At 35.2% G+C, this 25,261-nt stretch carries 22 protein-coding genes and 1 pseudogene; 19 read left to right on the top strand and 4 right to left on the bottom strand.

Features of this window, described 5'->3' with window-relative positions:
* Positions 1 to 29 precede the first annotated feature (29 nt).
* The 5 genes from IGJ50_RS08920 to IGJ50_RS08900 all read left to right on the top strand — a co-directional run bounded on the left by IGJ50_RS08920 (position 30) and on the right by IGJ50_RS08900 (position 4,049).
* Entirely contained in the window at positions 30 to 674 is a 645-nt protein-coding gene (locus IGJ50_RS08920) for an endonuclease III domain-containing protein (RefSeq protein ID WP_429949945.1), read from the top strand.
* 102 nt (positions 675 to 776) lie between these two features.
* Positions 777 to 1,307 carry a YbhB/YbcL family Raf kinase inhibitor-like protein gene (locus IGJ50_RS08915; protein ID WP_429949943.1) on the top strand — a complete coding sequence of 177 codons (531 nt, stop codon included), beginning with the start codon at positions 777 to 779 and terminating at the stop codon, positions 1,305 to 1,307.
* Between the two features lie 29 nt (positions 1,308 to 1,336).
* Positions 1,337 to 2,425 carry an L-dopachrome tautomerase-related protein gene (locus tag IGJ50_RS08910; RefSeq protein ID WP_429949942.1) on the top strand — a complete coding sequence of 363 codons (1,089 nt, stop codon included), beginning with the start codon at positions 1,337 to 1,339 and terminating at the stop codon, positions 2,423 to 2,425.
* Between the two features lie 171 nt (positions 2,426 to 2,596).
* Complete coding sequence (locus IGJ50_RS08905) at positions 2,597 to 3,640, top strand: zinc-binding alcohol dehydrogenase family protein (protein ID WP_429949940.1); 1,044 nt, start codon at positions 2,597 to 2,599, stop codon at positions 3,638 to 3,640.
* 277 nt (positions 3,641 to 3,917) lie between these two features.
* Complete coding sequence (locus IGJ50_RS08900) at positions 3,918 to 4,049, top strand: hypothetical protein (protein WP_275579429.1); 132 nt, start codon at positions 3,918 to 3,920, stop codon at positions 4,047 to 4,049.
* On the opposite strand, the gene IGJ50_RS08895 is transcribed toward IGJ50_RS08900, so the two are convergent.
* Positions 4,046 to 4,357, bottom strand: a complete 312-nt coding sequence (locus tag IGJ50_RS08895) for a hypothetical protein (RefSeq protein ID WP_207121540.1) — start codon at positions 4,355 to 4,357, stop codon at positions 4,046 to 4,048. The two genes, IGJ50_RS08900 and IGJ50_RS08895, sit on opposite strands and share 4 nt — an antisense overlap.
* A 481-nt stretch (positions 4,358 to 4,838) precedes the next feature.
* Between IGJ50_RS08895 and IGJ50_RS08890 the strand changes: the two genes are divergently transcribed.
* The 8 genes from IGJ50_RS08890 to IGJ50_RS08855 all read left to right on the top strand — a co-directional run bounded on the left by IGJ50_RS08890 (position 4,839) and on the right by IGJ50_RS08855 (position 13,197).
* Positions 4,839 to 5,681 carry an efflux RND transporter periplasmic adaptor subunit gene (locus IGJ50_RS08890; RefSeq protein WP_429949938.1) on the top strand — a complete coding sequence of 281 codons (843 nt, stop codon included), beginning with the start codon at positions 4,839 to 4,841 and terminating at the stop codon, positions 5,679 to 5,681.
* Entirely contained in the window at positions 5,678 to 6,364 is a 687-nt protein-coding gene (locus IGJ50_RS08885) for an ABC transporter ATP-binding protein (RefSeq protein WP_069641254.1), read from the top strand. The genes IGJ50_RS08890 and IGJ50_RS08885 overlap by 4 nt, the downstream gene beginning before the upstream one ends.
* Positions 6,354 to 7,565 (top strand): ABC transporter permease, encoded by a 1,212-nt coding sequence (locus IGJ50_RS08880; RefSeq protein ID WP_069641255.1) that lies wholly within the window; start codon positions 6,354 to 6,356, stop codon positions 7,563 to 7,565. Before IGJ50_RS08885 ends, IGJ50_RS08880 begins: the two co-directional genes overlap by 11 nt.
* A 349-nt stretch (positions 7,566 to 7,914) precedes the next feature.
* Positions 7,915 to 8,850 (top strand): ABC transporter ATP-binding protein, encoded by a 936-nt coding sequence (locus IGJ50_RS08875; protein ID WP_429949936.1) that lies wholly within the window; start codon positions 7,915 to 7,917, stop codon positions 8,848 to 8,850.
* Positions 8,851 to 8,863: 13 nt separating this feature from the next.
* Complete coding sequence (locus IGJ50_RS08870) at positions 8,864 to 9,607, top strand: ABC transporter permease (protein ID WP_429949934.1); 744 nt, start codon at positions 8,864 to 8,866, stop codon at positions 9,605 to 9,607.
* Positions 9,604 to 10,572 carry an ABC transporter permease gene (locus IGJ50_RS08865; protein WP_429949932.1) on the top strand — a complete coding sequence of 323 codons (969 nt, stop codon included), beginning with the start codon at positions 9,604 to 9,606 and terminating at the stop codon, positions 10,570 to 10,572. The genes IGJ50_RS08870 and IGJ50_RS08865 overlap by 4 nt, the downstream gene beginning before the upstream one ends.
* Before the next feature lie 51 nt (positions 10,573 to 10,623).
* Positions 10,624 to 11,742, top strand: a complete 1,119-nt coding sequence (locus IGJ50_RS08860; RefSeq protein WP_429949930.1) for a hypothetical protein — start codon at positions 10,624 to 10,626, stop codon at positions 11,740 to 11,742.
* 21 nt (positions 11,743 to 11,763) lie between these two features.
* A complete protein-coding gene (locus IGJ50_RS08855; RefSeq protein WP_429949929.1) occupies positions 11,764 to 13,197 on the top strand; it encodes a LuxR C-terminal-related transcriptional regulator in 1,434 nt (477 codons plus the stop codon).
* 154 nt (positions 13,198 to 13,351) lie between these two features.
* Here the strand turns inward: IGJ50_RS08855 and IGJ50_RS08850 are convergent, their stop codons facing one another.
* A complete protein-coding gene (locus IGJ50_RS08850) occupies positions 13,352 to 15,769 on the bottom strand; it encodes a hydroxymethylglutaryl-CoA reductase, degradative (RefSeq protein WP_429949927.1) in 2,418 nt (805 codons plus the stop codon).
* 184 nt (positions 15,770 to 15,953) lie between these two features.
* Between IGJ50_RS08850 and IGJ50_RS08845 the strand changes: the two genes are divergently transcribed.
* From IGJ50_RS08845 to IGJ50_RS08835, 3 genes are all read left to right on the top strand, one after another.
* Entirely contained in the window at positions 15,954 to 17,105 is a 1,152-nt protein-coding gene (locus IGJ50_RS08845) for a hydroxymethylglutaryl-CoA synthase (protein WP_069641257.1), read from the top strand.
* A 619-nt stretch (positions 17,106 to 17,724) separates the two neighbouring features.
* Positions 17,725 to 18,153: a MarR family winged helix-turn-helix transcriptional regulator gene (locus IGJ50_RS08840; RefSeq protein ID WP_429949925.1), complete on the top strand. Its 429-nt coding sequence runs from the start codon at positions 17,725 to 17,727 to the stop codon at positions 18,151 to 18,153.
* A 33-nt stretch (positions 18,154 to 18,186) separates the two neighbouring features.
* Positions 18,187 to 19,092, top strand: coding sequence for a magnesium transporter CorA family protein (locus IGJ50_RS08835; RefSeq protein WP_069641259.1), 906 nt, complete (start codon positions 18,187 to 18,189; stop codon positions 19,090 to 19,092).
* A 240-nt stretch (positions 19,093 to 19,332) separates the two neighbouring features.
* Here the strand turns inward: IGJ50_RS08835 and IGJ50_RS08830 are convergent, their stop codons facing one another.
* Complete coding sequence (locus IGJ50_RS08830; protein WP_429949923.1) at positions 19,333 to 19,989, bottom strand: DUF998 domain-containing protein; 657 nt, start codon at positions 19,987 to 19,989, stop codon at positions 19,333 to 19,335.
* 244 nt (positions 19,990 to 20,233) lie between these two features.
* On the opposite strand from IGJ50_RS08830, the gene IGJ50_RS08825 reads away from it, so the two are divergent.
* Positions 20,234 to 21,682: a DEAD/DEAH box helicase gene (locus tag IGJ50_RS08825; protein WP_429949921.1), complete on the top strand. Its 1,449-nt coding sequence runs from the start codon at positions 20,234 to 20,236 to the stop codon at positions 21,680 to 21,682.
* Positions 21,683 to 21,891: 209 nt separating this feature from the next.
* On the opposite strand, the pseudogene IGJ50_RS08820 reads toward IGJ50_RS08825, so the two are convergent.
* A pseudogene (locus tag IGJ50_RS08820) lies at positions 21,892 to 22,728 on the bottom strand (oxidoreductase).
* A 129-nt stretch (positions 22,729 to 22,857) separates the two neighbouring features.
* Between IGJ50_RS08820 and IGJ50_RS08815 the strand changes: the two are divergent.
* Both IGJ50_RS08815 and IGJ50_RS08810 read left to right on the top strand, forming a co-directional pair.
* Positions 22,858 to 23,232, top strand: a complete 375-nt coding sequence (locus IGJ50_RS08815; protein ID WP_207121659.1) for a MerR family transcriptional regulator — start codon at positions 22,858 to 22,860, stop codon at positions 23,230 to 23,232.
* A 149-nt stretch (positions 23,233 to 23,381) separates the two neighbouring features.
* The gene (locus IGJ50_RS08810; protein WP_207121658.1) at positions 23,382 to 25,193 is read left to right on the top strand and encodes a penicillin-binding transpeptidase domain-containing protein; all 1,812 of its coding nucleotides are present in this window, start codon (positions 23,382 to 23,384) and stop codon (positions 25,191 to 25,193) included.
* The last annotated feature ends 68 nt before the right edge of the window (positions 25,194 to 25,261 follow it).

Here is a 25,261-nt window from a genome sequence, read left to right as displayed (position 1 = left end):
TAACGAGGGCTATTTTCAAAGGAGAAAAAATGATTACAAATATCGAAGAATTATATCAAACATTGAGTGAAGCGATGGATCACTCTATCTGGTGGAATACGGAGAACCCATGGGAAATCGTGGTAGGTTCAATTTTAGTTCAGAATACTAGTTGGAAAAATGTTGATTATTCATTAATTAATATTAGAAATGAAATTGGCTTTATACCGAAAAAATTAGCGGAGATTGATCTGTTGGTACTGCAGGACTTAATCCGTCCTAGCGGGTTTTACAAAAATAAATCACAGACGTTAAAGGAAGTCTTTGTCTGGTTTCGAAGCTACGATTATAACATTGCCACTTTACAAGAAAAAGATTTGACTGTGTTGCGTGAAGAGCTATTGAATATTCAGGGGATCGGACATGAAACTGCCGATGTATTACTGGTTTTTGTTTTTAAGAAAATCGTATTTATTGCTGATAAATACGCACAACGAATTTTTAACCATTTAGGACTAGAAGAGGCGCTCACCTATCTTAAATTACAGTCGTTAATTGAGCTACCATCTGACTTTACCAATCAACAGGCGCAGAACTTGCATGGATGGCTGGTTGATTATGGTCAGGTTTATTTGAAATCAGAAGAAATCTGGCAAACAGGATTTTTGAGTAATTTTAAACTAGTGCTAGCATAAGGATCAAAGGTATAAAAAATTCCCTAATTTACATTTTATTTGGTGAGGTTTAATCTAGTGATGTCACAAAATAGAATATTAGTTATCAAAGGAAGATGTAATATGAATGATCCATTTTTAGGTTTACAAAACGTCTCATCATTCGAGGTTACAAGTAAAGATATTGTTGATGGCGCACTTTCCAATGTGAAATTTATGTCTGGTGATTTAGGTATCGAAGGTGGTCAAGATATTTCCCCAGAGATTAGCTGGTCAGACGCTCCAAATACCACGAAGAGCTTCGTTGTTACCTTGTACGATCCAGATGCACCCACCGGATCAGGATTCTGGCACTGGGCAGTATTAAATATTTCGGCCTCAGTTAGTGAATTGCCACAGGATGCTGGCAACAAATCCAACTCAAAATTGCCATCAGGAGCGATTCAGTTGCCAAATGATGCGCGTGTAAAAAAATATATCGGTGCTGCACCTCCTAAAGGCCATGGTGTACATCACTATTTCTTAACTGTTTGGGCTTTAGATATTGATAAAGTAGAAAATCCTGAGGATTCTACCCCTGCATTTTTAGGCTTTAATATGTTTGGTCATGTCTTAGCATATGGTGTTTTAAATTTTGAAGTAGAAGTGAAATAATTTTTATCCGTTAGAAAGGGAGATACAAGATGAATTATCCAAAAGAAAAATATTTCGGCGAACTAGAACAAGTCCATGCATTTTACGACGAAATGCCAACTGGTGTTAGTATATCAGAAACTGGAAGAATTTTTATAAATTTCCCTGAATGGGGCGACAATGTCAAAGCAACCGTGGTCGAAATAGTGGATGATAAATTAGTTCCTTATCCTAGTCAAGAAGCTAATATTTTTGATCCAAAAAATCCTGAAAGTGGATTCCTAAGTGTACAAAGTATTGTTGCTGACGGCGAAGGTACTTTGTGGGTATTGGATACTGCTGCACCCAATTTTGATGTTCCTGTTAAAGGAGGAGCAAAATTGGTTGCGGTTGACCTAAGTACAAATCAAATTCGCAAGATATATACATTCTCAACAGATGTAGTTCTTGAGTCTACTTACTTGAATGATGTACGGATTGATTTGCGTCGTGGTTCTGAAGGCGTAGCATATATTACCGATTCTTCCATTACCGGACCAGGTGCGTTGATTGTGGTTGATTTAGGTACTGGTGATGCGTTTCGTATTTTGGATGGGACTCACTCAACTGCGGTTGATCCAGAATTTGTTCCTAAAGTAGAAGGTGAAATTTTGATGAATCGTGAAGCTGATGGCTCAACTTCCGCTTGGCAAGTAGCGGCTGATGGGATTGCAATTTCTCACGATGGCGATACCTTGTTCTTCAGTCCCTTGTCTAGTCGGCATTTGTACTCACTCGAAACTGACTTGATCTTTAACAAAGACATTGATGACAATGAACTAGAGTCACATGTTAAAGACTGGGGTGAAAAAGGGGCTTCTGATGGCATGATTACAGCAGAAGATGGTACCCTATATGCAGGTGACTATGAAAATAATAGTATTCGCGTCATCAATCCCGACGGCTCAATGGAAACCTTAACCCACGACCCTCGTATTTTGTGGCCTGACACCTTATCAATTGGTCCTGATCAATATTTATATTTTAATGCCAACCAATTACAGCGACAAGCTGGCTTTCACAAGGGTGAAGACCAACGAGAAAAACCTTACAGTTTATTCCGGATATTCATTGGTAAGAACCCTGCAAAAGTAAAATAATTACGGACTCTAAATTCGAACGCTGTGAACAAAATCGGTTTTTATGGTTGAAAAGTAACGATAACTGCTGGCTGTCTAGATGCTAGTTCCAACATTTTCTTAATTCATAATTTGTTTAGCCGCTTAAAATAAAGAATAGGCATTTTCTTACAAAGAACAGGAGGAATTTTTATGTCAGATAAAAAAAATATGCATGTAATTGGCTTCTTTGAAGGTCTGCCAATTGAGGATTCTCAAAGCTTTATTGATGAAAAAGAAGGAATACCTGATCTAGAACCTCGTGATTTATTAATAAAAGTAAAGGCCGTTTCTGTCAATCCAGTAGACATAAAATTACGTCAAGATACTCTTAAAAGAAATGCACTGCGCGTTTTAGGCTTTGATGCGGTCGGTGAAGTACTCGCTATCGGAAAAGAAGTAGAAAAATTTGAATTAGGCGATCGAGTTTTCTATGCAGGAACCACTACACGAGCAGGAAGCAATCAAGAATATCAAGCAGTCGATGAACGGATCGTTGCTTTGGCTCCTAAAACTCTATCCGACGAAGAAGCAGCTGCATTGCCATTGACCTCATTAACCGCTTATGAATTACTTTTTGAAAAATTTGGCTTGATTCCCGAAGAAAATGCCAATCAAGGTAAAAGTATTCTGGTTATTAACGGTGCTGGCGGCGTCGGTTCAATATTAAATCAGCTGGCTCATTGGGCTGGTTTGACAATTTATGCTACCTCTAGTCCTGAAAACTTTGAATGGTTAAAAAAAATAGGCGTGGATTATCCTCTAGATTATCATAAAGATCTAAGGAGTAGTTTTCGAGAACTAGGAGTTCTTGATGTAAATCATATCGCTGTATTGTTTGACATTACACGTTACTTAGATCAAATCAGATATTTGGTGAAACCCTTTGGTCATGTAGGAACAATTGTCGGGATCCATGAACCGATTAATTTAAGTGAATGGAAAAACTTGTCTGTTAGTTTTGACTGGGAGTATGTGTTTGCTAAAACAGATCATGATTATGCAATTGAAACGCAAGGTCAGGTTTTGGGAGTGATTGCCGACCTAGCAAATAAGGGCAAGCTGACTACAACTTTGAGTAAAGTGTATTCAGACGGGATCAATGCAGCTAATCTGAAACGAGCAACTAAAGATGTTGAAAGTGGTCACATGCTTGGTAAAGTAGTTGTTAGCGGTCCGTTCAATGGTAATGATTAAAGAAATTAGAAGATAAGTGTTTCTTAGATTGCCCGAGTGAAAAAGTGTGAAAGAGCTTGGGACGCATAAGTCCCAATAAAAAAGCTAGATACCAGTCGAATTGATTGGCATCTGGCTTATTTTTTGTATAAAAATAAGAACACCTTTAATCATGATGCAAAAGAAGTGTTCATGAGCATGAATAAATAAAAATGTTTAAACGTGGCGAACGCTTTTCCATTAAATGGCGGGATCTGGATGAGTTTCGTGTGGAAATTAGATAAGGAGAAGAATGCCATTGACAGGTTTACTCATCACCCTAAAGAGGGGGATTTACAAATTTAATAATGTATTAATCGAACCAACATATTCAGTAACACTCATTCAAATAGTCGAAGAATTGCAAGAGACAGCACAAGCTGATAATTAAATTTTAAAGCTTAAAATTACCAGGGCTACATAAGCTAGAATACAAATACCTGCTACAACAATAACAATAGGCCAATCAACATTATGGATAAACTGTTTAAACGTTTGGGATTTTTTACCATTTGCTTTATTTTCAAGGTATTGTTGATAATTGGATTCTGCTATAGATATGATTACAAAAAGAATAAATAGCCCAGAAACAAAAGAGGGCAAACGATCAAATTTATTAATGGAATAAAAATAAGCAGCAACAATTACTAGGTAAGAAAATAAATGACGAGAGATTAAACGACTAATAAATTTTGGCAAAACAATCACTCCTTTTTTAATAATTGTATCACCAGTAGAGCAGGAAAGAAATACACATTCGAATGAAAGGAAAGAGTAGGAATCAAAAAAATCTCTATTACTTATCTCAATCAAGATAAAAAAATAGACCGCCATTGGTTCGAAGACGCACCGATTGATTGGTGATGTTCTATTTTTTTATCAATAAGGGCAGTATGTAAAGTCTAATTTCATATTGGGCTTTTTTTCCTTATATAAGTATTTTGATTAAATCTATCAAACTTTTTGTTAGTTTACTTGTATCTGTGGACTTAATCGCAATTTTTAATGATTTTTCAGTCCTCAGTTGTTATTAATCTATTTACAAAAGATCACTAGGGTTATGATTAAAAAAACTCCACCTAAAGTCCTCTATAAAATCAGGCTATAGAATGATGATAAAAAAACATTCGTTATTTATAATGACTAAGTAAACAAAATAATGAAAGTAGGAGATTGAGAAATGAAAAAGAAATTGTTGATAGGGGCATGGGCTATTATTATTTTAGGAGTAGGTGTTTTTGTCTATCAGAATACACAGTCAAAAGAAACTGAAACAGCTAAGAGTATTAGCCTATATGAGGTAGAAAAACAAACACCACTTCATCTAAAAGGACAAGTCCAAGCTAAGTGGACTCAGTCTGTTTTACTAAGTACAGACAAAGGACCAGTCAAAACAATTCATTATAATTTAGGAGACCATGTAACCAAAGATGCTGTCTTAGTAACCTATGAATGGGGCGAAAAAATTAAAGCTGAAAGAGACAGTATTATCGCCACAATGAATCAAGATGCAAAAAATGATCCTTCTAAACCCGTAATGGTATTAAAAAGTACTGAAAATGAAATTAAAGGTACGGTTACAGAATATGACAAAGAGAAATTAAGTAAAGACATGGAGATTAAAATCGACTATGTAAATCAAAATAAATCAGTAACTGGGAAAATCACTACAATTTCTGAAATAAATGCTATTGATGACACTAGTTCAACAAATGCAACAAGCAATTCAGCTACCATTGTAAACTATGATTTTACTGCGCAACCAGATGAGAATATTCCGTTAGGCTACAGTGTAGAAATCCTAATTCCTCGAAATGAGATTCATTTGCCAACGAAAAGTATTCAGGAAAAAGATGGGAAATTTTTTGCTTATCTGATTAAAGATAAAAAAGCACAACAAAAAGAAGTAACTGTCAAGGAAGAAGATGGCTTTTACACTTTGGAAAGCGGCTTAGACGAAGGAAATAAAATTATTAAAAACGTTAAAGGAATCAAAGATGGAATGGAAGTGGCAGTTCAATGATCAAAATGGAGCATGTCAACAAATATTATTCATTAGATCAAGAAAGAATTCATGTTTTAAAAGATATTAATTTAGAAATACAAGAACATGAATTTGTTGCGATCATGGGACCATCAGGGTCAGGAAAATCCACTTTGATGAATACAATAAGTTTTTTAGACGGTAGTTTTGAAGGGAGTTATCTTTTCAATGGCGAAGATGCTTATAGCTATAATGACAATAAGCTATCAAAAATTCGGAATAAATCAGTAGGGTTTGTTTTTCAATCGTTTCAATTGATTGAAAATAATACGGTTTTTGAAAACGTCGCTTTACCCTTGTTATACGGAGGAATGAGGTATGGAAATACCAAAGAATTGGTAATGAAAGCTTTAGAAAAAGTTGGCATTCCAGACAAATACAACAAACTGCCAAAACAACTTTCTGGTGGGCAGCAGCAAAGAGTTGCAATTGCCAGAGCGATTGTTGGAAATCCTAATTTTATTGTGGCGGATGAACCGACTGGCGCTTTGGACACTCATACTTCAGCTGATATTATGGAATTATTCCAACGATTGAATGATGAAGAAAAAGTTACGATATTGATGGTTACCCATGATAGTGAAGCCGCCCAATACTGCAAACGGATCATCACTGTTCGAGATGGTGAGATTATTGAAGGAGGAGCAGGCTATGCGTTTTAGTGAAATTTGGAAAACATCGTTGAAATCTATTTTGAAAAATAAAAGGCGCAGTTTTCTAACGATGATCGGTTTGATCATCGGAGTTTCTTCGGTTATTACGATTTTTTCAATTGGACGTGGATTTGAGCGGTATGCGGCTGATTTTATAGGATTGGATAATTACGACTCCAGCGTGTATTTTAACTTTGCTCCGAAAGATCAATCGTTTTATGAAACTAATTTAGCTTCTTTTTCTGAAATTGATTTCGAGCGGATTGAAAATGTGGACGGTGTTAAATCCGTTGAGTACTATGATAACGAAGAGAAAGGTGCTAAGTACTATTCACAGCAAATTGATGAAGCAAGCACTGCATCAACGCAAGGCTCATTTAAATTACTAGGATCAGATGGTACAGAAACTATTTATGGGCGAAAAATAAAGAGCACGGATAATATCAATCGAAATAAAGTAATTGTCATTAATGAAACGATTGCCAAAGCTATAAAAAAAGACAATCCTGAATCATTGATTGGGAAAAGTGTAACGATTCAAGGACAGCTTTTTGAAGTTATCGGTATCATGGAAGATCGTGATAATTCTGGATTTATTTCAACACAAGAAGATTATGTTGTTGTAGAAGTACCTTCAGCAAGTTATGAAGAATATTTTGAAAGTCCGAAAGATTCGATTTTGGTTAAATTAGATACGGTTGCTGATCCTAAATTAGTAACAAAGGACATAGAAAAAATGTTGGATAAATATGGATCACTTAGAAATATGGGCGCATATGAAAGCCAAGACCTTGCTGGACAAGTTAGTCAACTTAGGATGATTCTAACTGGAATTACCGCTATTGTTTCAATAATTGGTGGTATTTCATTGTTTATTTCAGGGATTGGTGTTATGAACATGATTTATATCTCTGTATCTGAACGAACGAAAGAGATTGGTGTCCGTCGTGCGATGGGTGGGACTAAAAATAATATCATGATGCAATTTTTGCTGGAAGGCATCACACTGACTTTGATTGGTGGCGCAATTGGGTATGCATTTGGCATGTTGATTGGTTATGTAGTCGGAATGGTTACACCGTTTACAATCGTTCCAGATTTCTTTACGGCTATGTTAGCTTTAATTCTTTCGATTGGAATCGGGATTATTTTTAGTTGGTTACCAGCCAAAAGTGCTGCGAAGAAAGATATTGTTTCGTTGATTCGTTAGGTTATCCAGTTTTGAAAACAGGGCTGACAAAAAGTTTCTTAGTAAACAATACAAAGTAGTTAAAGTAAGAAAATATAAATAGAAGGCCTATGATAGTAATTTTATCATAGGTTTTTTCTTATTTCCTGTGAAAATGAAGGTGTACAAAGTATGTTAGTTATCAGTAATAGTTGGTTTCCTTTCAGCACCATAACTATACCAAGCATCTCTTATTTGGTCTCTTAACCAATTAGTAACTATTTCTTAAATCAAGAAAATATAATAAACATTTTTTTAAAATATCATCCGTTCGGTTGATAGGCAGTTTATAGTTCTTTTTCTATACTAAAGACATAAAGGAGATGGACAAATGCAACCATTAATAGAAGTAAGACATTTAGAAAAAAGTTATCAAGCAAAACAAGTCATACAAGGGATATCGTTTGAAATTAAGCAGGGAGAAATTTTATGTCTTCTAGGCCCCAATGGTGCTGCTAAAAGTACGACAATCAATATTATCTGTGGCGCTTTAGGCTATGATTCAGGCGAAATCTTATATCAAGGGAAACCGATTGAGAAGAACATCAAAGGCTTCAAAGAGAAGCTAGGAATGGTGCCACAAGATTTAGCATTATATGAAGATTTAACCGCAGAGCAAAATATTCGTTTTTTTGCCTCATTATATGGACTAAAAGGCACTGCATTAGCAGAAGGAATTGAGTTTGCTTTACATTCGGTAGGGTTGACTGCACACCGTAAAGAAAAAGCCAATACATTTTCAGGGGGGATGAAGCGTCGTTTAAATATTGCTTGCGCCATTGCTCATCAACCAAAATTATTGATTATGGATGAGCCAACCGTGGGCATTGATCCTCAATCTCGTAATCATATTTTAGCTGCCATTCGTAAAATGCAAAAAAATGGGATGACCATTTTATATACCACGCATTATATGGAAGAAGTTGAAGAAATCTCTACCAGGATTATTATTATGGATCATGGAAAAATGATTGCAGAAGGAACAAAAGAATCCTTAAAAGCCTTATCAGGTGAAAAAAATATTGTCATTGAATTAGCAACTAGCACAGTCTTTTCCTTAGATGATTTTTATCACATTGAGGGGCTTAAAGAAGTGAAAATGGAGAAGCAACAATTAATCGCGACAACGATTCAAGGAGTCGAAAACTTAGATAAAATCATCAGTGTTTTAATTCAATTAAATCAAAAAATTCAAAATGTTGAGATACAATCAAATAATTTGGAAACCGTCTTTTTAGATTTAACAGGACGTTCCTTAAGAGATTAGGAGGGGTTCAATCATGTATCGTTTTCTAAGAATTGTTCAAAGAGATACCATTAATTTATTTATTAACCCAATGTGGCTATTTTTTGGCATTGGCTTTCCCTTCTTATTAACAGCTGTTTTAGGCGTCTTGAATGAAGGGGTATATGGGAATAGTATTACAAGCTATGATTATTATGGTGTGACAATGTTGCTCTATAGTACCTTATATGCTGCTACTTTTTCGGCCAATTCTTTTTTAGAGGAAAGAATTAGGCAGCCTAATTTGCGGATTATCTATTCACCCATCAAAAAATTTTATATTCCCCTATCCAAAATAATTGCCACCTTCCTTTTTACCACCGTTTTTTATACGATTGCTGGGGGCATCCTGCATATTATCTTAGGTGTAAACTTTGGCAGTGCGCACCTTGGAAAAATTTGGGCACTGTTTTTAGCAGTAGACTTTTTCTTTAGTTGCGTTGGTGTTTTAATGTGTTGCCTCTTTAAAAGTGAAGGGGTTGCCAATCAAATTATTGGGATTGTGACCACTTTATTTGCCATCTTATCTGGTTTGTTTTTTCCAATAGCAAGTCTTGGTGAACAAGTGGTAGCCGTCAGCAAGTTTTCACCCATAACAAAAGTCGTAGATTTGATCTTTTCACTCATTTACGATACTGCTACAACTGGCTTTTTTAAAACAATGTGCCTACTTATAGGTGTGTCCATGTTACTTATTTTATGCTGTGGTGGCTTATTTAAAGGAGAGGATTACTTATGAAAACGACTATTAAAAATGATTGTCGTAGAGCTTTGGAAAATAAAGCACGTATTTTAGTGATGTTTGCTTTAATGATAGTGGTACTTGGTGTTGCTATCTTTATGAGTGGGCATTCGAAAGAGACGTTACGCATTGGGTTTGTTGGAGAGCCAAATGAATGGACAGTTTCATCAGAAGCACTGGATGTAACCTACTTAAAAGCAGTGCCACTAACTTCAGAGCTAATTAAAGGAACCTATGATGCAGTCGTTCAAAAAGAAGAGGAGCATCTTACAGTACAAACAATAAAAAATGAGGCACTTCAAGTAAAGTTAGAACAGTTACTAGCAGGAACTGCTGAAAATGAGACGACACTCACTGCCTCAAGAGGCGTAGGTAGCATGATTATTGGTTATTTACTTATGTTCTTATTAATGGCCAGTTTAACAAATATGTTTACTTTTAGTGAAGATAAAGAGAAGCATCTACTTGAACGGATTACCACAACGCCCACTTCTTTAATGCAGGTTTTACTAGGACATACCGTATTTTCCTTTACCTTGTTATTTCTGCCACTCCTATGTATGATTGTGGGGGCTAAGTTTATTTTCCAAGTAGATATTGGTTTCGGATTATTTGAGTATCTTTATTTGTTCGGATTCATTTGTCTATTTGCGACAGCTTTCTCTTTATTTATGGCTTCACTCTTTAATGATAGTGATCGTTCAAATATGTTAGGCTCTATTCTTGTCATTATTACCACAATGCTTTCTGGTAGCTTTTTCTCTTTTAAAGATGGGAACAAATGGCTAGATTACTTGATTCAATTTTTACCACAAAAAAGGTATTTAGACATCGTTACAAATTTAGAAAATGGGGCATCAATGACGACCATGGTAACAAATATCTCCTATTTGCTTATTTTTACCATTATCTTATTCCTATTTGCCTTATTGAAAACACGAAAAGATTATGTGAGAAGATAAGAATTCCTGTTATACTAGAAGTAATATTAGCAGGTAAAAGGAGTAGTCAGCATGGAAAAAAGAATATTAAATGGTAGAATCAGACAACCTGAAATTCGAAAAAAATTAGTCAATCGACCATTGTTGGTGAATAAAATTCATGGGATTACTGCTAAAAAATTACTTGTGGTAGAAGCAGGAGCAGGTCGAGGAAAAACCACAGTCGTAACAGCTTTTTTGTCAGATTATCCAAAGGAGCAGGTAAAATGGGTGAGTTTAGGCAAAGATTGTAATCATCTTTACGTTTTTTGGAGCTATTTAGTTGAAGTTTTACAAACACAATTAGGGGAATTAAAACAGGAATTTTTAGTCTTTTTCCAGGCAACAGTAAATAAGGAAACAATAGAAGATGGGGTGTCATTTTTAAGTAATGGTTTATTTGAAAGTGATGATTTCTTTTTAGTCTTAGATGATTTTCATTTGATAGAAAATGAAGAAGTGCTGCAATCATTTGAACTATTTTTATCACAAATGCCAGCTACCGTACATGTTTTACTTTTAACCAGACATCGTCCTAAGCTTTATTTAGGCGATCTTGAAATGGATGACCAATTACAATATATTGCTGAAAAGGATTTTTTTTTATCACAGAATGAGGCACGCCTATTTGTTGAAGCTGCTGCGGGAACAGCTTTAACGCAAGCAGAGAAGCAACAATTCATCACGATTGCAGATGGTTGGATAGGTGGTTTACAGCTCTTAGTAGCGGCCAATCTTCGAACAGGCATGATGAAGCTAAAAGAATTAGAAAAAAATGATAAAGTGCTATCTGATTATTTATCTAAAGAGATTTTTCAGCAATTAACAACAGAAGAACAGGTGTTTTTAATAAATACGGCTTCTTTTTCTTATTTAAATGAAGCCCTTAGTGGTGCGATTTTACCTGAAATAAGCTTTCATCAACAGATGGTTCATTTAATGCATAAAAATTTGTTGATTGAATGTGTCGATATCAGCCATCAAATTTATCAGTATCATCCAATTTTAAAAGATTTTTTAATGATCAAGTTTGAAAAGCAAGCTTTAGCAGAACAAATAAGGATTAAACAAGCTGCTGCAAGCTCATTTATTCAGCAAGGAGATTTAGATGAAGGAATGCGGTTACTACTTGAAATCCAAGATTATACGTAGCTGATGGAGATCATGCTAAGCTTGCCACAAACGATTCGCTCTGCTTATTATGTTGGAATGGTTCCCATCTCTAAAGCCATTCAAAATATTGATTTTGCCTATCAAAAGCTTTTTTATCATCATTCGAATTTAGAGTATTCGGTTTGTCAACAACTCATTGATGCCTTAGAAAAAAAGTATCCTGAAAAAAATGAAATTAAGGCGATTGCCGGAATTAAAGTATTATTAGGTATCCATGAATTTACAATTGAACAACTACCGATTCCTGTTGGCAAAATTCATCAATTACAGCTAACATCCACATCAAAAGCGTTTATTTTATTAAAAAACGCAACGATTCTATACTTTCGCGATCAATTTGTTAGAGCTATTGAATTAGTTGAAGGAAGTATGGCTTTAAATCAAGTGACTAAGAATTCGTTTTTACTTTACTATAATCAAACCCTCTTGGCTCAGTTATATGAAGAAATTGGGGAATTAAATAAAAGTTTGATGTTATTAAAAACAACCAAACAAACAATTGAAGCAGGAAAATATGGCAAATCCATTCAAAGGAATTATTTACTCACTTTTCATATCACCATTTCTGGAATTTATCTGAAACGCTTAGATTTAGAAAATGCTGAAAAAAATTTACTGAAAGTGAGTCAGCAACAGCATGAACATGTTAGGTCAGTCTATCTTTATAATCAAGCAGAGTTCTTATATTTAGCTAATCGACCAGCTGAAGCCTTTCAAGTAGTTCAAAAAATAGAGGATGAGTCATCTGGACACTATGATGTGTTAGCAAAATCTATTTTGTTGAAATATTGTTTAAAGCACAATCAATTAAGCAAAGCTTTTCAAGACTCTTTTGTAGCGCAATATCATCAAGATATCACGAATCAAAGTTTAAATAATCAGCTATTTTATAGTATGATTTTAGTGAAACGACAACAGCCCAAGCAAGCATTAGAAGTGATTGATCAGATCCTGATCAAAAGTCTTAAAAATCAGATTTTTCTTAAGATTATTGAAGCGAATTTATTAAAGTTATCCATTCTTTTAGCGCAACCTAATGCTGATCAACGCCTACTGAAAAATGTATATTCTGAAAGCTTGTATTATGCCAGTGATAATGAAATCAAAGCCCCATTTTTTTTCTATAAAGAAGTGATTTGTCAGGTTGATACACAGTTTAGTCAAGAGCTTGCCACACAATTGGAACCCAAAGAACAAGCGTTTCATCAGCAGTTATTAGCTGTTTGTGATGTAACAGAAAAAAATTTATTGACTGTCAGAGAGCATGAAGTGTTAATTGAAATTGCAAAGGGAGCGACAAATAAACAGATGGCAGGAAAACTTTTTATCTCAGAAGCTACCGTCAAGACACATATTCTAAATATCTACCGCAAGCTTGAGGTAAATTCACGAATTACAGCTGTGTCGAAAGCACGAGAAAAAAAGCTGCTATAGAGGGTGATGGAGAGCTATTTAAGTTTAAGCGTTAGACGATAGAATAAAAGACTAAAAAAAATAACCGTTCAGGCTCGTCACGGTTATTTTTTTATTAGTTTACAACAGATCATTTGTTTCGAGCGTTTTGGCAATATATTGTTCTAAAAAGAGATTACTGCCTTAAATCAGTTAAAAGGTTTAAAGCTTGTTCTTGATTCATCAAACCTATTTTTAGTTTTTCTGCAATGATATCGATTTCTGTCCCTTTTGCACCAACAGACATAGCCAAAGAACGAGCTTGTAAAGACATATGACCTTGTTGAATTCCTTCTGTGACTAAAGCACGCAATGCAGCTAAATTTTGTGCTAAACCAACAGCAGCTATTATCTCTGCTAACTCTTTTGCAGTCTTTACATTTAAGATGTCTAAAGCGGCTTGTGCTTTAGGTAATACACGAATTGCTCCGCCAACTGTTCCGATAGCCAACGGTAATTTAATTGTCCCTTTTAAGCCATCTTCTACAAGTTCCCATTGGCTTAACCCACGATAATTTTCTTTCACAGCATATGCATGAGCCGCTGCTGCAACAGCTCGAGTATCATTGCCAGTGGCTAAAACTACCGCTTCAATTCCGTTCATAATGCCTTTATTGTGGGTTGCAGCACGATAAGGATCTAGTTGAGCTACTTTTGAAGCTGCAGCAATCTTTTCTGCAATTAATTTTCCAGAAGCCAAATCTCCTGTTTTACTCAAACTAGCAAATGGAATGGTGCAAGTTGCTGTTACTAGTGATTCGGTTGCATAATTACTTAGGATACTAAATAGAATTTCCTCATCAAACCATTGACGGAATAGATTGGCTACGCCTTCTAAAATAGAATTTAGAATGTTCGCTCCCATCGCATCTTTTGTATCAACAAGTAAATCCACTGATAAATACCTATCATCTTCTGGAAACTGACGGACTTGAATTCGTTTTAAACCACCACCACGTTTTACAATAGAAGGATAGCTTTTTTCAGCTTGAATGAAAATTTCGTTAGAAGAGCGTTCGATGCGCTCTTTTATGACAGTGCCATTAGTAACGTTCATAAAGACGATTTGCCCTCTTAGTAGTCCTTCGGCAAGTTTACTTTGAATACCACCGTTTTTTCGCAACATTTTAAACCCATTGCTGCATGCGGCAATAACGGAGGGTTCTTCTGTTGCCATAGGGACTTGATAATGTTTATCATTTACTAAAACATCCGTAACAACGCCCATAGGCAACGCCAGTTCACTGATTTGATTTTCGATTAAGTGATTAGCAACATCTTCATCTAAAGACATATTTTCTAACTCTTGTCTGTTTTCTGGAGAGAGGTGTCCATTATCTTGTAAAAAAGTTAATCGTTCGTCTCTTGATAGTTGATAAAACTTTTTATCAGCTGTTTTTTTTTTAGGTCGTTCAATAAGCATCGCAAGCCCTAAACCGCCGCCAACGCAAAGCGAAGCTACACCATATTGCGTGTCCGTGTCTTCTAATTGGTGAGCTAAAGTCGAGACGATTCGAGCACCGGAAGCGCCGATCGGATGTCCTAAAGCAATGCCACCGCCCCAAATATTGAGTTTTTCTTCTGGAATTGCTAATTCATTTTGAACAACGATAGAAGAAGCAGCGAAAGCTTCATTGATTTCAAATAGATCAATATCTTTGACATTCATATTATTTCGTTCCAATAGGGACTGGATCGCCTTTATGGGTGAAATTCCCATTATACTTGGATCAATTCCGATTTCAGTCACATCTTTTATGATGGCAAGATAAGGAATATGATGTTTTTGTGCAAAAGCTTTTGAGGTCAGCAGCATTGCTGAAGCACCATCATTGATTGTCGATGCATTTCCAGCTGTGACTGAACCATCTTCTTTAAACACGGTTTTTAAGGTATTTAATTTTTCAAAAGTACTCTCTTTTCGAATACCTTCATCATGCTCAAAAACAGTACCCTCAATATTCAATGGAACGATTTCTTTCACAAATTTGCCGTTGGTTTGCGCTTTGGCAGCTTTTATTTGCGAGTGAAGCGCAAAGGTATCCTGCATTTCACGAGTAACATTAAATTGTTCTGCAACATTTTCTGCTGTCATTCCCATCGCTTTTCCACTAAATGCATCTGTTAAACCGTCTACAATCATAGTGGGAACAGGTTTCGAATAAGTATCATCTTCTTTATACGTGATAGCGGGAGCTGTTGTCATACTTTCTGTTCCGCCAGCTAAAACGACATCCGCTTCACCTAATTGAATCGCTTGTTTTGCTAAACTGAGCGCTTTCATTCCAGATCCGCAAACTTCATTTACTGTAAAAGCAGGGATTTCAAAACTTAATCCACTATTGATAGCAATTTGTCTTGCAGGATTTTGCCCATTTCCTGCTTGCAATACATTGCCAAAGACGACTTTTTTTATATGTTTTGCTACGTTTGTATTTCTTGTAAGTAACTCTTTTGTCACAACCGTTCCTAGCTCAACTGCTGATAATGATTTTAATTGTCCTCGATACTTCCCTATAGGTGTTCTCAAGGCGTCGATAATTACGATTTCCACGACGTCACCTCCAATATGAAATATACCATGGTTTGTGAAAAAAGAATACTCTATAAATCATAATAAAAAAACTTCTTAAATTCTTTAACAAATTTTAAATTATCCTTTTTTCTACCAATCTTCCTCGATTATATGATAAATTATAGGAGGTAATGAATGAGAATAATGACAAAGGAGATATAAAATGAACGTTGGCATAGATAAAATTAGTTTTTTTGTCCCACCATATTATGTGGATATGACCGATTTAGCATTAGCAAGAGAGGTCGATCCAAATAAATTCCATATCGGAATCGGACAAGATAAAATGGCTGTTAATAAAAAAACACAAGATATCGTGACCTTTGCTGCAAATGCTGCAAAAAATATTTTAACAGAAGAAGATCAAGCACAAATCGATATGGTAATCGTAGGAACGGAGTCTGGTATTGATGAATCGAAGGCCTCAGCTGTCGTTTTACATCGTTTGTTAGGGATTCAACCGTTTGCACGTGCATTCGAAATAAAAGAAGCTTGTTATGCAGGAACCGCAGCTCTACAATTTGCTTTAGCCCATATTCAACGTCATCCCAAAAGTAAGGTATTAGTAGTCGCATCTGATATTGCGAAGTACGGATTAGCTTCCGGTGGCGAACCAACTCAAGGAGCTGGGGCTGTTGCTATGTTAATCTCAACTAATCCAAGAATTTTGGAATTAAATGATGATAGTGTGGCATTAACACAAGATATTTATGACTTTTGGCGACCTGTGGGTCATGATTACCCGATGGTTGATGGACAATTGTCGAATGAAACCTACATTGAAGCTTTTCAAAAAGTTTGGGATGAATATCAAGAACGACATAAAAAGACAATCAAGGATTTTCAAGCACTAGCTTTTCATATACCTTATACAAAAATGGGGAAGAAAGCCTTATTAGCTGCGTTGGAAGCTGAATCATCAAAAGAACAAGAACGTATTCTAACAAAATATGAAGCAAGTATTACCTATAGTCGCCAAGTCGGTAATCTTTATACTGGATCTTTGTATCTTGGGTTGATTTCGTTGTTGGAAAATGGTCAGTTGAATGCAGGAGATGAAATTGGTCTTTTTAGTTATGGATCTGGTGCTGTAGCTGAATTCTTCAGTGGGAAACTTGTTGAGGGTTATGAAGAATATTTATTGACTGATCTTCATCAAAAACAACTAGATGAACGACAAATCCTGTCGATTTCAGAGTATGAAGAGATGTTCAATGACCATTTGGATATTAATTTAGATCAAGACTATGAAGATTCGCTTTTGTATAGTATTGTCTCTGTTTCAAATACAGTAAGATTTTATAGGGAAAAATAACTAATTTAGTAAAAAAGTCGATCGATAATGTTGCGTATTAAAGTGCTGTGAAAAACAGTCAATACGCTGCATTATCGATTTTTTATTACCAATCTAATTCGCAGTCAAGGGAACGACAGACTTCAATAAACTTATTATCAGGTTTTTGATCAAGAATGAGGGTATCGATCGCTGCATAGGTTGAAAATGTAAAAAAATTTTTCTTATATGATTTAGAGAGATCGCTCATTAATATCGCAGTTTTAGCTTGCGAAATCATATTGTTCTTTAAATACCCACTTGTGATGAGTAAAGGACTTAAAATGTATCCACTTATAATTATTGTCTTGGTGTTGATCACAGGGCAGATGTTTGGATTAAATGGAATGATTGTTATTTTACCGGGGATAGCAGTATTATGGATTGATGATTATTCGTGAAAGTAAAAAAGAAAAAACAACCGTAGAAAAATAAGAGTACATGTTGTTTTATTAGAATTAAAAAAATAAATATGCAAGAAAAAATCAGAACATGATGCTTAAAATGATGTTTTGGTTTTTCTTTGAATAAATTCGATTATTAAATAGTTGTAAAATAAAGTGTTGTGTTTTAAACTGATAAGTGAGAGGTGATGATAATTATGATTTTTAATCTAGAAAGTTTAGCAGAAAGGATTTATCAACTTAGTATTTTGCAGCAAAATGAAGTCCTTACGCAATTAAAAAAGTTACAATTAAATAGTTTACAGGCTCGCAGCCTTACATATATTAGCCAATATCCTGGAACGATGCAGCGTGATGTAGCAATTTACTTAGGCAAAAAACAAGCAACGGTTACGAATATCTTAAAAGGATTGCAAGAAAGACAATTTATCTATCGTGAAATCCCTAAAGACAATGAACGACAAAAAAATATTTTTCTTACTAGAGAAGGAAAGCAAATCGTCAGTCAAGTAAATCAAATTTTTGAGCAATTAGATGAGAAGGTACGTAGTGGTTTGACGAAAGAAGAACAAAAACAGCTAAAAGAGAATTTACTCAAAGTTGAAAATCATTTTAAAGAGCAATAGTAGATTTTTTTAAATGACATTGGAGGTTTTTTTATGATGACAGAAAGACAATTCGGCAGTGGAGACAATTTTTGGGTCAATATCAATTCTGATCAAGTAGCGATCGATTCAGATTTATATAAGCAATATGGCATTGATAGTGAAATTATTTCTTATGCACTAGATAAAAATGAGCGCGCCCGTATCGAGTATAATAGTGAATTGAATGCATTTATTTTGATTTATAATGTTCCTCAAAATAAAAAGAGTGATAGCCATTATGAAGCAACACCAATGACGTTTTTAATAAAAAATAACCAATTATTGACTATAACTAATCATCAAAATGTGTACATTACCCAATATATGGAAAAATTTTTGAATGATAATCCTGATATTTCTGTTTTTAAATTTCTTTTTTCAAGTTTATTTATGATTACTGACAAATTCTTTCCAGTAATAGAAGAGATGAACCGCGAACGAAATCATATCAATGATATGCTGAGAGAAAAAACATCCAAAAAGAATTTATTAGCATTGTCAGATGTAGAGACAGGTGTTGCGTATTTTATCTCCGCAACAAAACAAAATGCGGTTTTACTTGAACAAATAAAAACAAATGTTATTTTTCGGTCGCTCAATGAGATCGAAAAAGAACAGTGGGAAGACACCTTGATTGAAGCCAGGCAACTTGTTGAGATGGCTCAATTGACTTCTCAAGTTTTACAGCAATTATCTGGAACATATAATAACATCTTGAATAATAATTTGAATGATACGATGAAAATTTTGACAATTCTTTCCATCTTATTAACAATTCCGACAATCGTGACAGGCTTCTTTGGTATGAATATGCCTCTACCGTTAGAGCATAATATTTTAGGATGGGTGATAGCTATTGGTATAAGTTTGATTGGGTGGTTTGGTTTATCATTTATTTTGCGTCTTATTCTAAAGTAAAGATTTATTGTGATAGTTCAATTTAAAATGTAAATGTACTAGAATATGTGTGTTTTTTATATAATACTCGATTTGAAATAATTTTTAGTTATAAAATAAACTTGTAATGAACATAACGATGTGCTGTTGTTATGACAAAGAGATATAAACGGAAGATTCATTCTGGATAATGGGAAGTTGAGGACTAGATTCTGACAGAGAAGGTGGGAAAAGAAAAGACAATAAGACTTTAGCATGATGCTAAAGTCTTATTGTCTTTTGATTGTTTCTATCTAGATTTTTAATAGCGACAAGAAAGAAAGGAAAATATAAAAAAAGTAAATTTGCTCGTTGCCAAAGTCCGCGATAGGGAATGTGCAATTGAGTTACAAGAGGGATTTTAGGTGCGGCAAATAAAAACATAAAGAAACAAGAGCAGAAAAAAATAACAATCAGGATTCTGACAAATAAATAATGATGCTCTAAAGTATAGAGCTTGATCAAAAAGAATGTCGCCATTAATAGTGCAATAAAACCAACACCGGATAAGTAGTCATGAATGAGGGCTTCAACATCTAGTTGAGCCGTATTAGTTGTGCGATCAAAAATAGCTGTCACTAAGCAATCTCCAATAGAAAAAATAGCTATGGTGATACTCAACCATGTTGCTAGTGGCTTAGAAGTGTTGTTGAACCGTGCATAAAAGCTTGGAATCGTTAAAATAAATAGACTACCATCAACCAATTGCCAAACTTTAAAGACTAGTTTTACAGGACTTCCATCTTCACCAAAATCACTGATCAACATTGTTACTGGATTATAATTGGGGTAAAAATGAGCAAAAATCAAAGGGAATGTTAGTTCACTAATGATAACTAGAATCATAATACCAAATCCATATCTTTTTAAAAAATTCATGGAAAAACCTTCTTTTCTTTCAAACGTTTTAGTCAATTTTTATTATACTACAGACTTATTTTTTAAAGAACAATAATGATGTAAACCAAACAGGAAAAGACCGCTCCAGACTATTTAAAAAGATTAATTCAGCCTCTTGCAGTTCTACATCTTTTCGTGGATAATAAGGAGCTGAATCTAAATAGTAAAAATAGACGTTTCGTTAACATTAGTTTAAGCAATAAACGAAAAGAATGGGGAAACAATGAATAATATAAATTTTAGCAGCTATCCGCTAAGCGATGTAATCTTAAAAGCAATTTCTGATTTAGGCTACGAAATACCTACACCGGTCCAACAGCAAGTTATTCCAGCTGTTCTGGCTGCGAACGATGTTTTAGTTCAATCTCAAACTGGTAGTGGCAAAACGGCTAGTTTTGGCATTCCTTTGTGCGAAAAAGTTGATTGGATCGAGAATAAGCCCCAAATTCTTGTACTGGAACCGACAAGAGAGTTAGCACAGCAAGTGCAAGAAGACTTGATCAATATTGGTCGCTATAAACGGATCAAAGCAACAGCAGTTTATGGAAAAGCATCTTATGTAAAACAAAAGTCAGAGCTAAAGCAAAAAAGTCATATTGTGGTTGGAACACCTGGACGAGTATTGGATCATATTATCAAAGGGAGTCTCCCGCTTGAAAAAATCAACTGTTTAGTCATTGATGAGGCAGATGAAATGCTTAATATGGGGTTCATCGATCAAGTAAAAGAAATTATTGCGGCGTTACCAAAAATGAAAAATACATTATTATTCTCTGCAACAATGCCACAGACGATTGAACGTATGAGTATTGCCTATCTACATGAGCCAATCGTTGTAAAAATTGAAGCAACAGAGAAAACAACGCCTAAAATTCAACATGCTTTTTTAGATACCACAGATGAAAACAAACTGACCGCTTTAGAAGCTGTAACGATCATGGAAAATCCAGATACCTGCATTATTTTTGCTAACACACAAGAGAAGGTTAATGTTACCTATGATTTCTTAGTAAAGGCTGGATATCCTGTTGGCAAATTACATGGTGGCATGATGCAAGAAGATCGTTTTGATGTAATGGATGCGTTTAGAAAAGCTAAGTTTCGCTATCTTGTCGCAACAGATGTAGCAGCGCGAGGCATTGATATTGAGAATATCACGCATGTTATTAATTTAGATATTCCTTATGAAAAAGAAAGCTATATTCATCGTGTCGGTCGAACCGGACGTGCTGGCAAAGAAGGCTTTGCTTTAACGTTTGTAACCCCGAAAGAAGGCGCACTAAAAAGAGAAATCGAAACATTTGGCGAACTAACGATGACTCAAATCACCCTGCCCAATGCTAAGCTAGTTGCGCGCAGCAAATCTGCTTTTGAAGCGAAAATAACGACAAAACAAAAAATAAAACAGCCTAAAGCGAAACGAGTGAACGAAGAAATTACTAAAGTCTATTTCAACGGTGGGAAGAAAAAGAAATTACGTGCACTTGATTTTGTCGGGACTATTTCAAAAATTGAAGGAATCACAGCAGAAGATATTGGCATTATCACCATTCAAGAAAATGTAACCTATATTGATATCTTAAATGGCAAAGGACAACTTGTGATTCAAGCAATGAAAGAGCGGACAATCAAAGGAAAACAATTGAAAGTTCATGTGGCAAGAAAAAAATAATGCTACTAAGGTATTAGGTCGAGACAAAAGTATTCAGCTTATTGCCAAAGACCGTCAACTCTTAGAGCTCTAGCTCTTAGAAGTTGATGTAATCGAAGCACAGCGTAGTCTACTTATTTCTCGCCATTTATTCGGATATAGAGAGCGAAACAAAACTGATTTTTAGTTTTGTCCCGCTCTCTTCCTTTTTTATTCAACTATATAAAATATTAATAATCTGTTGTCATGGTTAAGGATTTCCAATTTTCAATATCTATTTGCGCTAGTTCTATTCTTCGATTAGCATGTAGATAGGCATCACTTCCTAATAAAAGGCGAAGAGGTGGTTCCAGTGAATTTTCAGTTATTTGGATCATTGCCTCAGCAGCTAATTCTGGATTGCCTGGTTGATGTCCGCTCAATTGTCTAAGACCATGAATATTTTTTCCAGCTGTCTTATCATAATCAGAAATGTTCCTCCTACTTTCTTTTGCTGATCGTCCAGCAAAATCGGTCTTAAAATCTCCTGGCTCAATCAACGTTACATGTATCCCTAATGGTAAGACCTCTTGGTAGAGCGACTCAGAGTATCCTTCAATTCCAAATTTTGTTGCATGATAATAACCAAATCATGGAAAAGCGATGAGTCCACCAACAGAAGAAATATTTAAAATATGTCCTGTTTGTGCTGTTCTCATGTAAGGCAACACCTGATTTGTTACATTTGCTAAGCCAAAAAAATTCACATCAAATAATTTTCGCACTGCCATTTTGTCTGCCTCTTCAATCGAAGAAAAATACCCAATTCCAGCATTGTTTACGAGTACATCGATATGACCGAAATACTCGATCGCACGATGTACAGCCTGTTCGATCTGGCTTTCTTTTGTGACATCTAATGGCAACACTAAGATATCAGTTTCAGTTGTAAGATAATTCTCAATATCTTGGGTATTTCTTGCTGTAGCAACAACACGATAGTGATATTCCAATAATTTTAAGGTAAGTGCTTTTCCTAATCCTGTTGATGCACCAGTGATAAACCAGACTTTTTCATTATTTTCCATGATGATTTCCTCCTCGAAATTATATTGTATTTGAGCGCGATAATGAACCTAATTTTCTCGTGCTCTAGTGACACTATAGCCCCTTAGAGTAACTCTCAGTCAACTAGCAAATAGAAAGAAGATGATAGAATGTACACAGTACATGACGTAGCTAAAAAGATGACTATTTCACCACATACGTTGCGCTTCTATGAAAATCAAGGATTATTCCCGCATGTGACAAGAAATCATGCGAACGTTCGTCAATTTTCAAATGAAGACTTGGAGTGGGTCAGGATTGTTCAAGCATTAAGATTGACTGGTATGAGCTTGTCAGAAGTGAAACGGTATATCATGCTTTGTGAGGCGGGAAATCCAACGATTGATGAACGCTCTCAACTTATTACAACACAACGAGAACGTGCAGAAAAAGAGTTAATAAACATCAAAGAAAAAATCAAAGTATTAGAAGAAAAAGAACAGTATTATCAAGACTTAGCTTTACAGGAAAGAAGAGATTACTGAAATCCTAAGCTAAAGTACTAAATTTACTTTTAGTGGGAGAATACTCTAATTTTTGTTTAAGATGAGTAGTGTGAATAAAAAAAAGCAGATAAAAGAGGTAAAATACAAAGGGATAATCATTTAAAAATAGAACTTGGAGATAAGCTAGAATGAAAAAAATAAAAGACTGGTTTGCGCATCATAATCTTTCTACAACTAAAAACCGAAAAAGAGTAGGGATCACTGTTTTATTTTTGACTATTCTGATTTTTGTACTATTTACGGTACGTTTATCTTCAATTTTAATAACTGGTAAAGTTGCTGGAACTACCCTTTCAGAAAAGACAAAAGATCTTTATGAAGTCCATGAAACATTGGAAGCTAAAAGAGGGACGATCTTTGATAAAGATGGGAATGTGTTAGTCGAAGACTCAAGTGCATTTTCACTATATGCTATTTTAGATAAAAACTATACTGATTTAGAAGGTAAAAAATTGTATGTACAAGAAAAGGATTGGTCGACAATCGCTGAAATTTTTGAAAAATATGTCAAAATTGATAAAGAGACAACACTAAAACAGTTAAGACCGAGTGTCAATGAGTCAGGGGAGCCTATAACGACCGTTGAATTTGGAACTAATGGTAAAAACTTGAACTTTGAAACAAAAAGGCAGATTCAAGAAAATCTAGATAAACAAAATATTTCAGGTATTTATTTTAGAGAAGAAAGAAAACGTGCGTATCAAGCAGGAAATTTTGCCTCCTTTTTTATAGGCTACACGCAACAAGACGATAAAGGCGATGAGCTGGGAGTTATGGGCATCGAGGAGGCTTATAATAATCAGTTATCAGGTGTCAATGGCTCTAGGAGTTACGAAATAAACTCTGCAAAAGGCGATGTAAAACCAGGAAGTGTGAAAGAGAAAAAGAAAGTTGATGGCAGTAATATCTACACGACATTAGATAGTAATCTTCAATTCTATTTGGAGGAGCTATTGGATGATGCTGCTAAAAATTATCAACCAGAGCATATCACCGCAACGTTGATGGAAGCTAAAACAGGAAACATACTAGCAACCGCTCAACGCCCCTCTTTTGAACTGGATACAAGAAACGGTGTCGATGATCCAAATTTCAAGTGGCGCAATATTATTGTTGAAGATGCCTTTGAACCAGGTTCGACAATGAAAAGTCTGCTGATGGCAACGGCCATTCAGGAAAATAAATTTGATGAAAACGAGCAATTTACTTCAGGCAGTATTAAAGTGGATGATGCGACGATTAATGATTGGAATAACGGTGTTGGTGCAGGGAACATGACCTTTAGGCAAGGTCTTGCGTGGTCAAGTAATGTAGGAATGGTGACGCTTCAGGAACGCATGCCTGAACTGTGGCAAGACTATCTCACAAGGTTTGGCTTTGGCAAAAGTACTAATTTCGGCTTATCTGGTGAAGCGGCTGGTGAAATTCAGAATAAAACAACAGTTGATCGAGCGATGACGGCTTACGGACAAGGAATCTCAGTAACGCATTTACAAATGCTTCAGGCCTATACCGCAATTGCAAATGGTGGAGAAATGTTGAAACCGACGATTATCAATAAAATCGTAAACGCCAATGGCGAAGAAACAGTGACGCAACCAGAAGTTGTAGGCACACCAATATCACGCGAAACGGCTGATAAAATGTTAGAGTACATGAAAGATGTGACGATTGATCCTAAATTTGGTATGGGAAAAGAATATGCCATCGAAGGACTGAATGTTTCAGCTAAAACAGGAACAGCAGAGTTTTTTGAAAATGGTAGTTATCAAAAACAAGAATATTTACATTCTGTGGTTACGATTACTCCAACTGAAGAGCCAAAGTACATTTTTTATATGACGATCAAAAAGCCTGTATTACAAGGTGTATCAGCCAATAAAATCATTTCGGATGTGTCAAATAAACTAGTACAGCATGCAATGGCTGCTCGAAATTAGTTTAAAAAAGCTTCGAACTAAAGCACTTGTCGGCTTTGTTCGAAGCTTTAATTCTTGTGTTCATAACG

The organism is Enterococcus sp. AZ101 (assembly GCF_050499005.1).
Lineage (GTDB): Bacteria > Bacillota > Bacilli > Lactobacillales > Enterococcaceae > Enterococcus_L > Enterococcus_L ureilyticus.
The sequence above is the reverse complement of the archived record's forward strand: the minus strand, read 5'-3'. Positions and strand labels throughout refer to the sequence as shown.

Bases quoted from the DNA above. Each gene is read 5' to 3' on its own strand.
- IGJ50_RS08920 (WP_429949945.1), top strand. From the start codon at position 30: ATGATTACAAATATCGAAGAATTATATCAAACATTGAGTGAAGCGATG.
- IGJ50_RS08915 (WP_429949943.1), top strand. From the start codon at position 777: ATGAATGATCCATTTTTAGGTTTACAAAACGTCTCATCATTCGAGGTT.
- IGJ50_RS08910 (WP_429949942.1), top strand. From the start codon at position 1,337: ATGAATTATCCAAAAGAAAAATATTTCGGCGAACTAGAACAAGTCCAT.
- IGJ50_RS08905 (WP_429949940.1), top strand. From the start codon at position 2,597: ATGTCAGATAAAAAAAATATGCATGTAATTGGCTTCTTTGAAGGTCTG.
- IGJ50_RS08890 (WP_429949938.1), top strand. From the start codon at position 4,839: ATGAAAAAGAAATTGTTGATAGGGGCATGGGCTATTATTATTTTAGGA.
- IGJ50_RS08885 (WP_069641254.1), top strand. From the start codon at position 5,678: ATGATCAAAATGGAGCATGTCAACAAATATTATTCATTAGATCAAGAA.
- IGJ50_RS08880 (WP_069641255.1), top strand. From the start codon at position 6,354: ATGCGTTTTAGTGAAATTTGGAAAACATCGTTGAAATCTATTTTGAAA.
- IGJ50_RS08875 (WP_429949936.1), top strand. From the start codon at position 7,915: ATGCAACCATTAATAGAAGTAAGACATTTAGAAAAAAGTTATCAAGCA.
- IGJ50_RS08870 (WP_429949934.1), top strand. From the start codon at position 8,864: ATGTATCGTTTTCTAAGAATTGTTCAAAGAGATACCATTAATTTATTT.
- IGJ50_RS08865 (WP_429949932.1), top strand. From the start codon at position 9,604: ATGAAAACGACTATTAAAAATGATTGTCGTAGAGCTTTGGAAAATAAA.
- IGJ50_RS08860 (WP_429949930.1), top strand. From the start codon at position 10,624: ATGGAAAAAAGAATATTAAATGGTAGAATCAGACAACCTGAAATTCGA.
- IGJ50_RS08845 (WP_069641257.1), top strand. From the start codon at position 15,954: ATGAACGTTGGCATAGATAAAATTAGTTTTTTTGTCCCACCATATTAT.
- IGJ50_RS08840 (WP_429949925.1), top strand. From the start codon at position 17,725: ATGATTTTTAATCTAGAAAGTTTAGCAGAAAGGATTTATCAACTTAGT.
- IGJ50_RS08835 (WP_069641259.1), top strand. From the start codon at position 18,187: ATGATGACAGAAAGACAATTCGGCAGTGGAGACAATTTTTGGGTCAAT.
- IGJ50_RS08830 (WP_429949923.1), bottom strand. From the start codon at position 19,989: ATGAATTTTTTAAAAAGATATGGATTTGGTATTATGATTCTAGTTATC.
- IGJ50_RS08825 (WP_429949921.1), top strand. From the start codon at position 20,234: ATGAATAATATAAATTTTAGCAGCTATCCGCTAAGCGATGTAATCTTA.
- IGJ50_RS08815 (WP_207121659.1), top strand. From the start codon at position 22,858: ATGTACACAGTACATGACGTAGCTAAAAAGATGACTATTTCACCACAT.
- IGJ50_RS08810 (WP_207121658.1), top strand. From the start codon at position 23,382: ATGAAAAAAATAAAAGACTGGTTTGCGCATCATAATCTTTCTACAACT.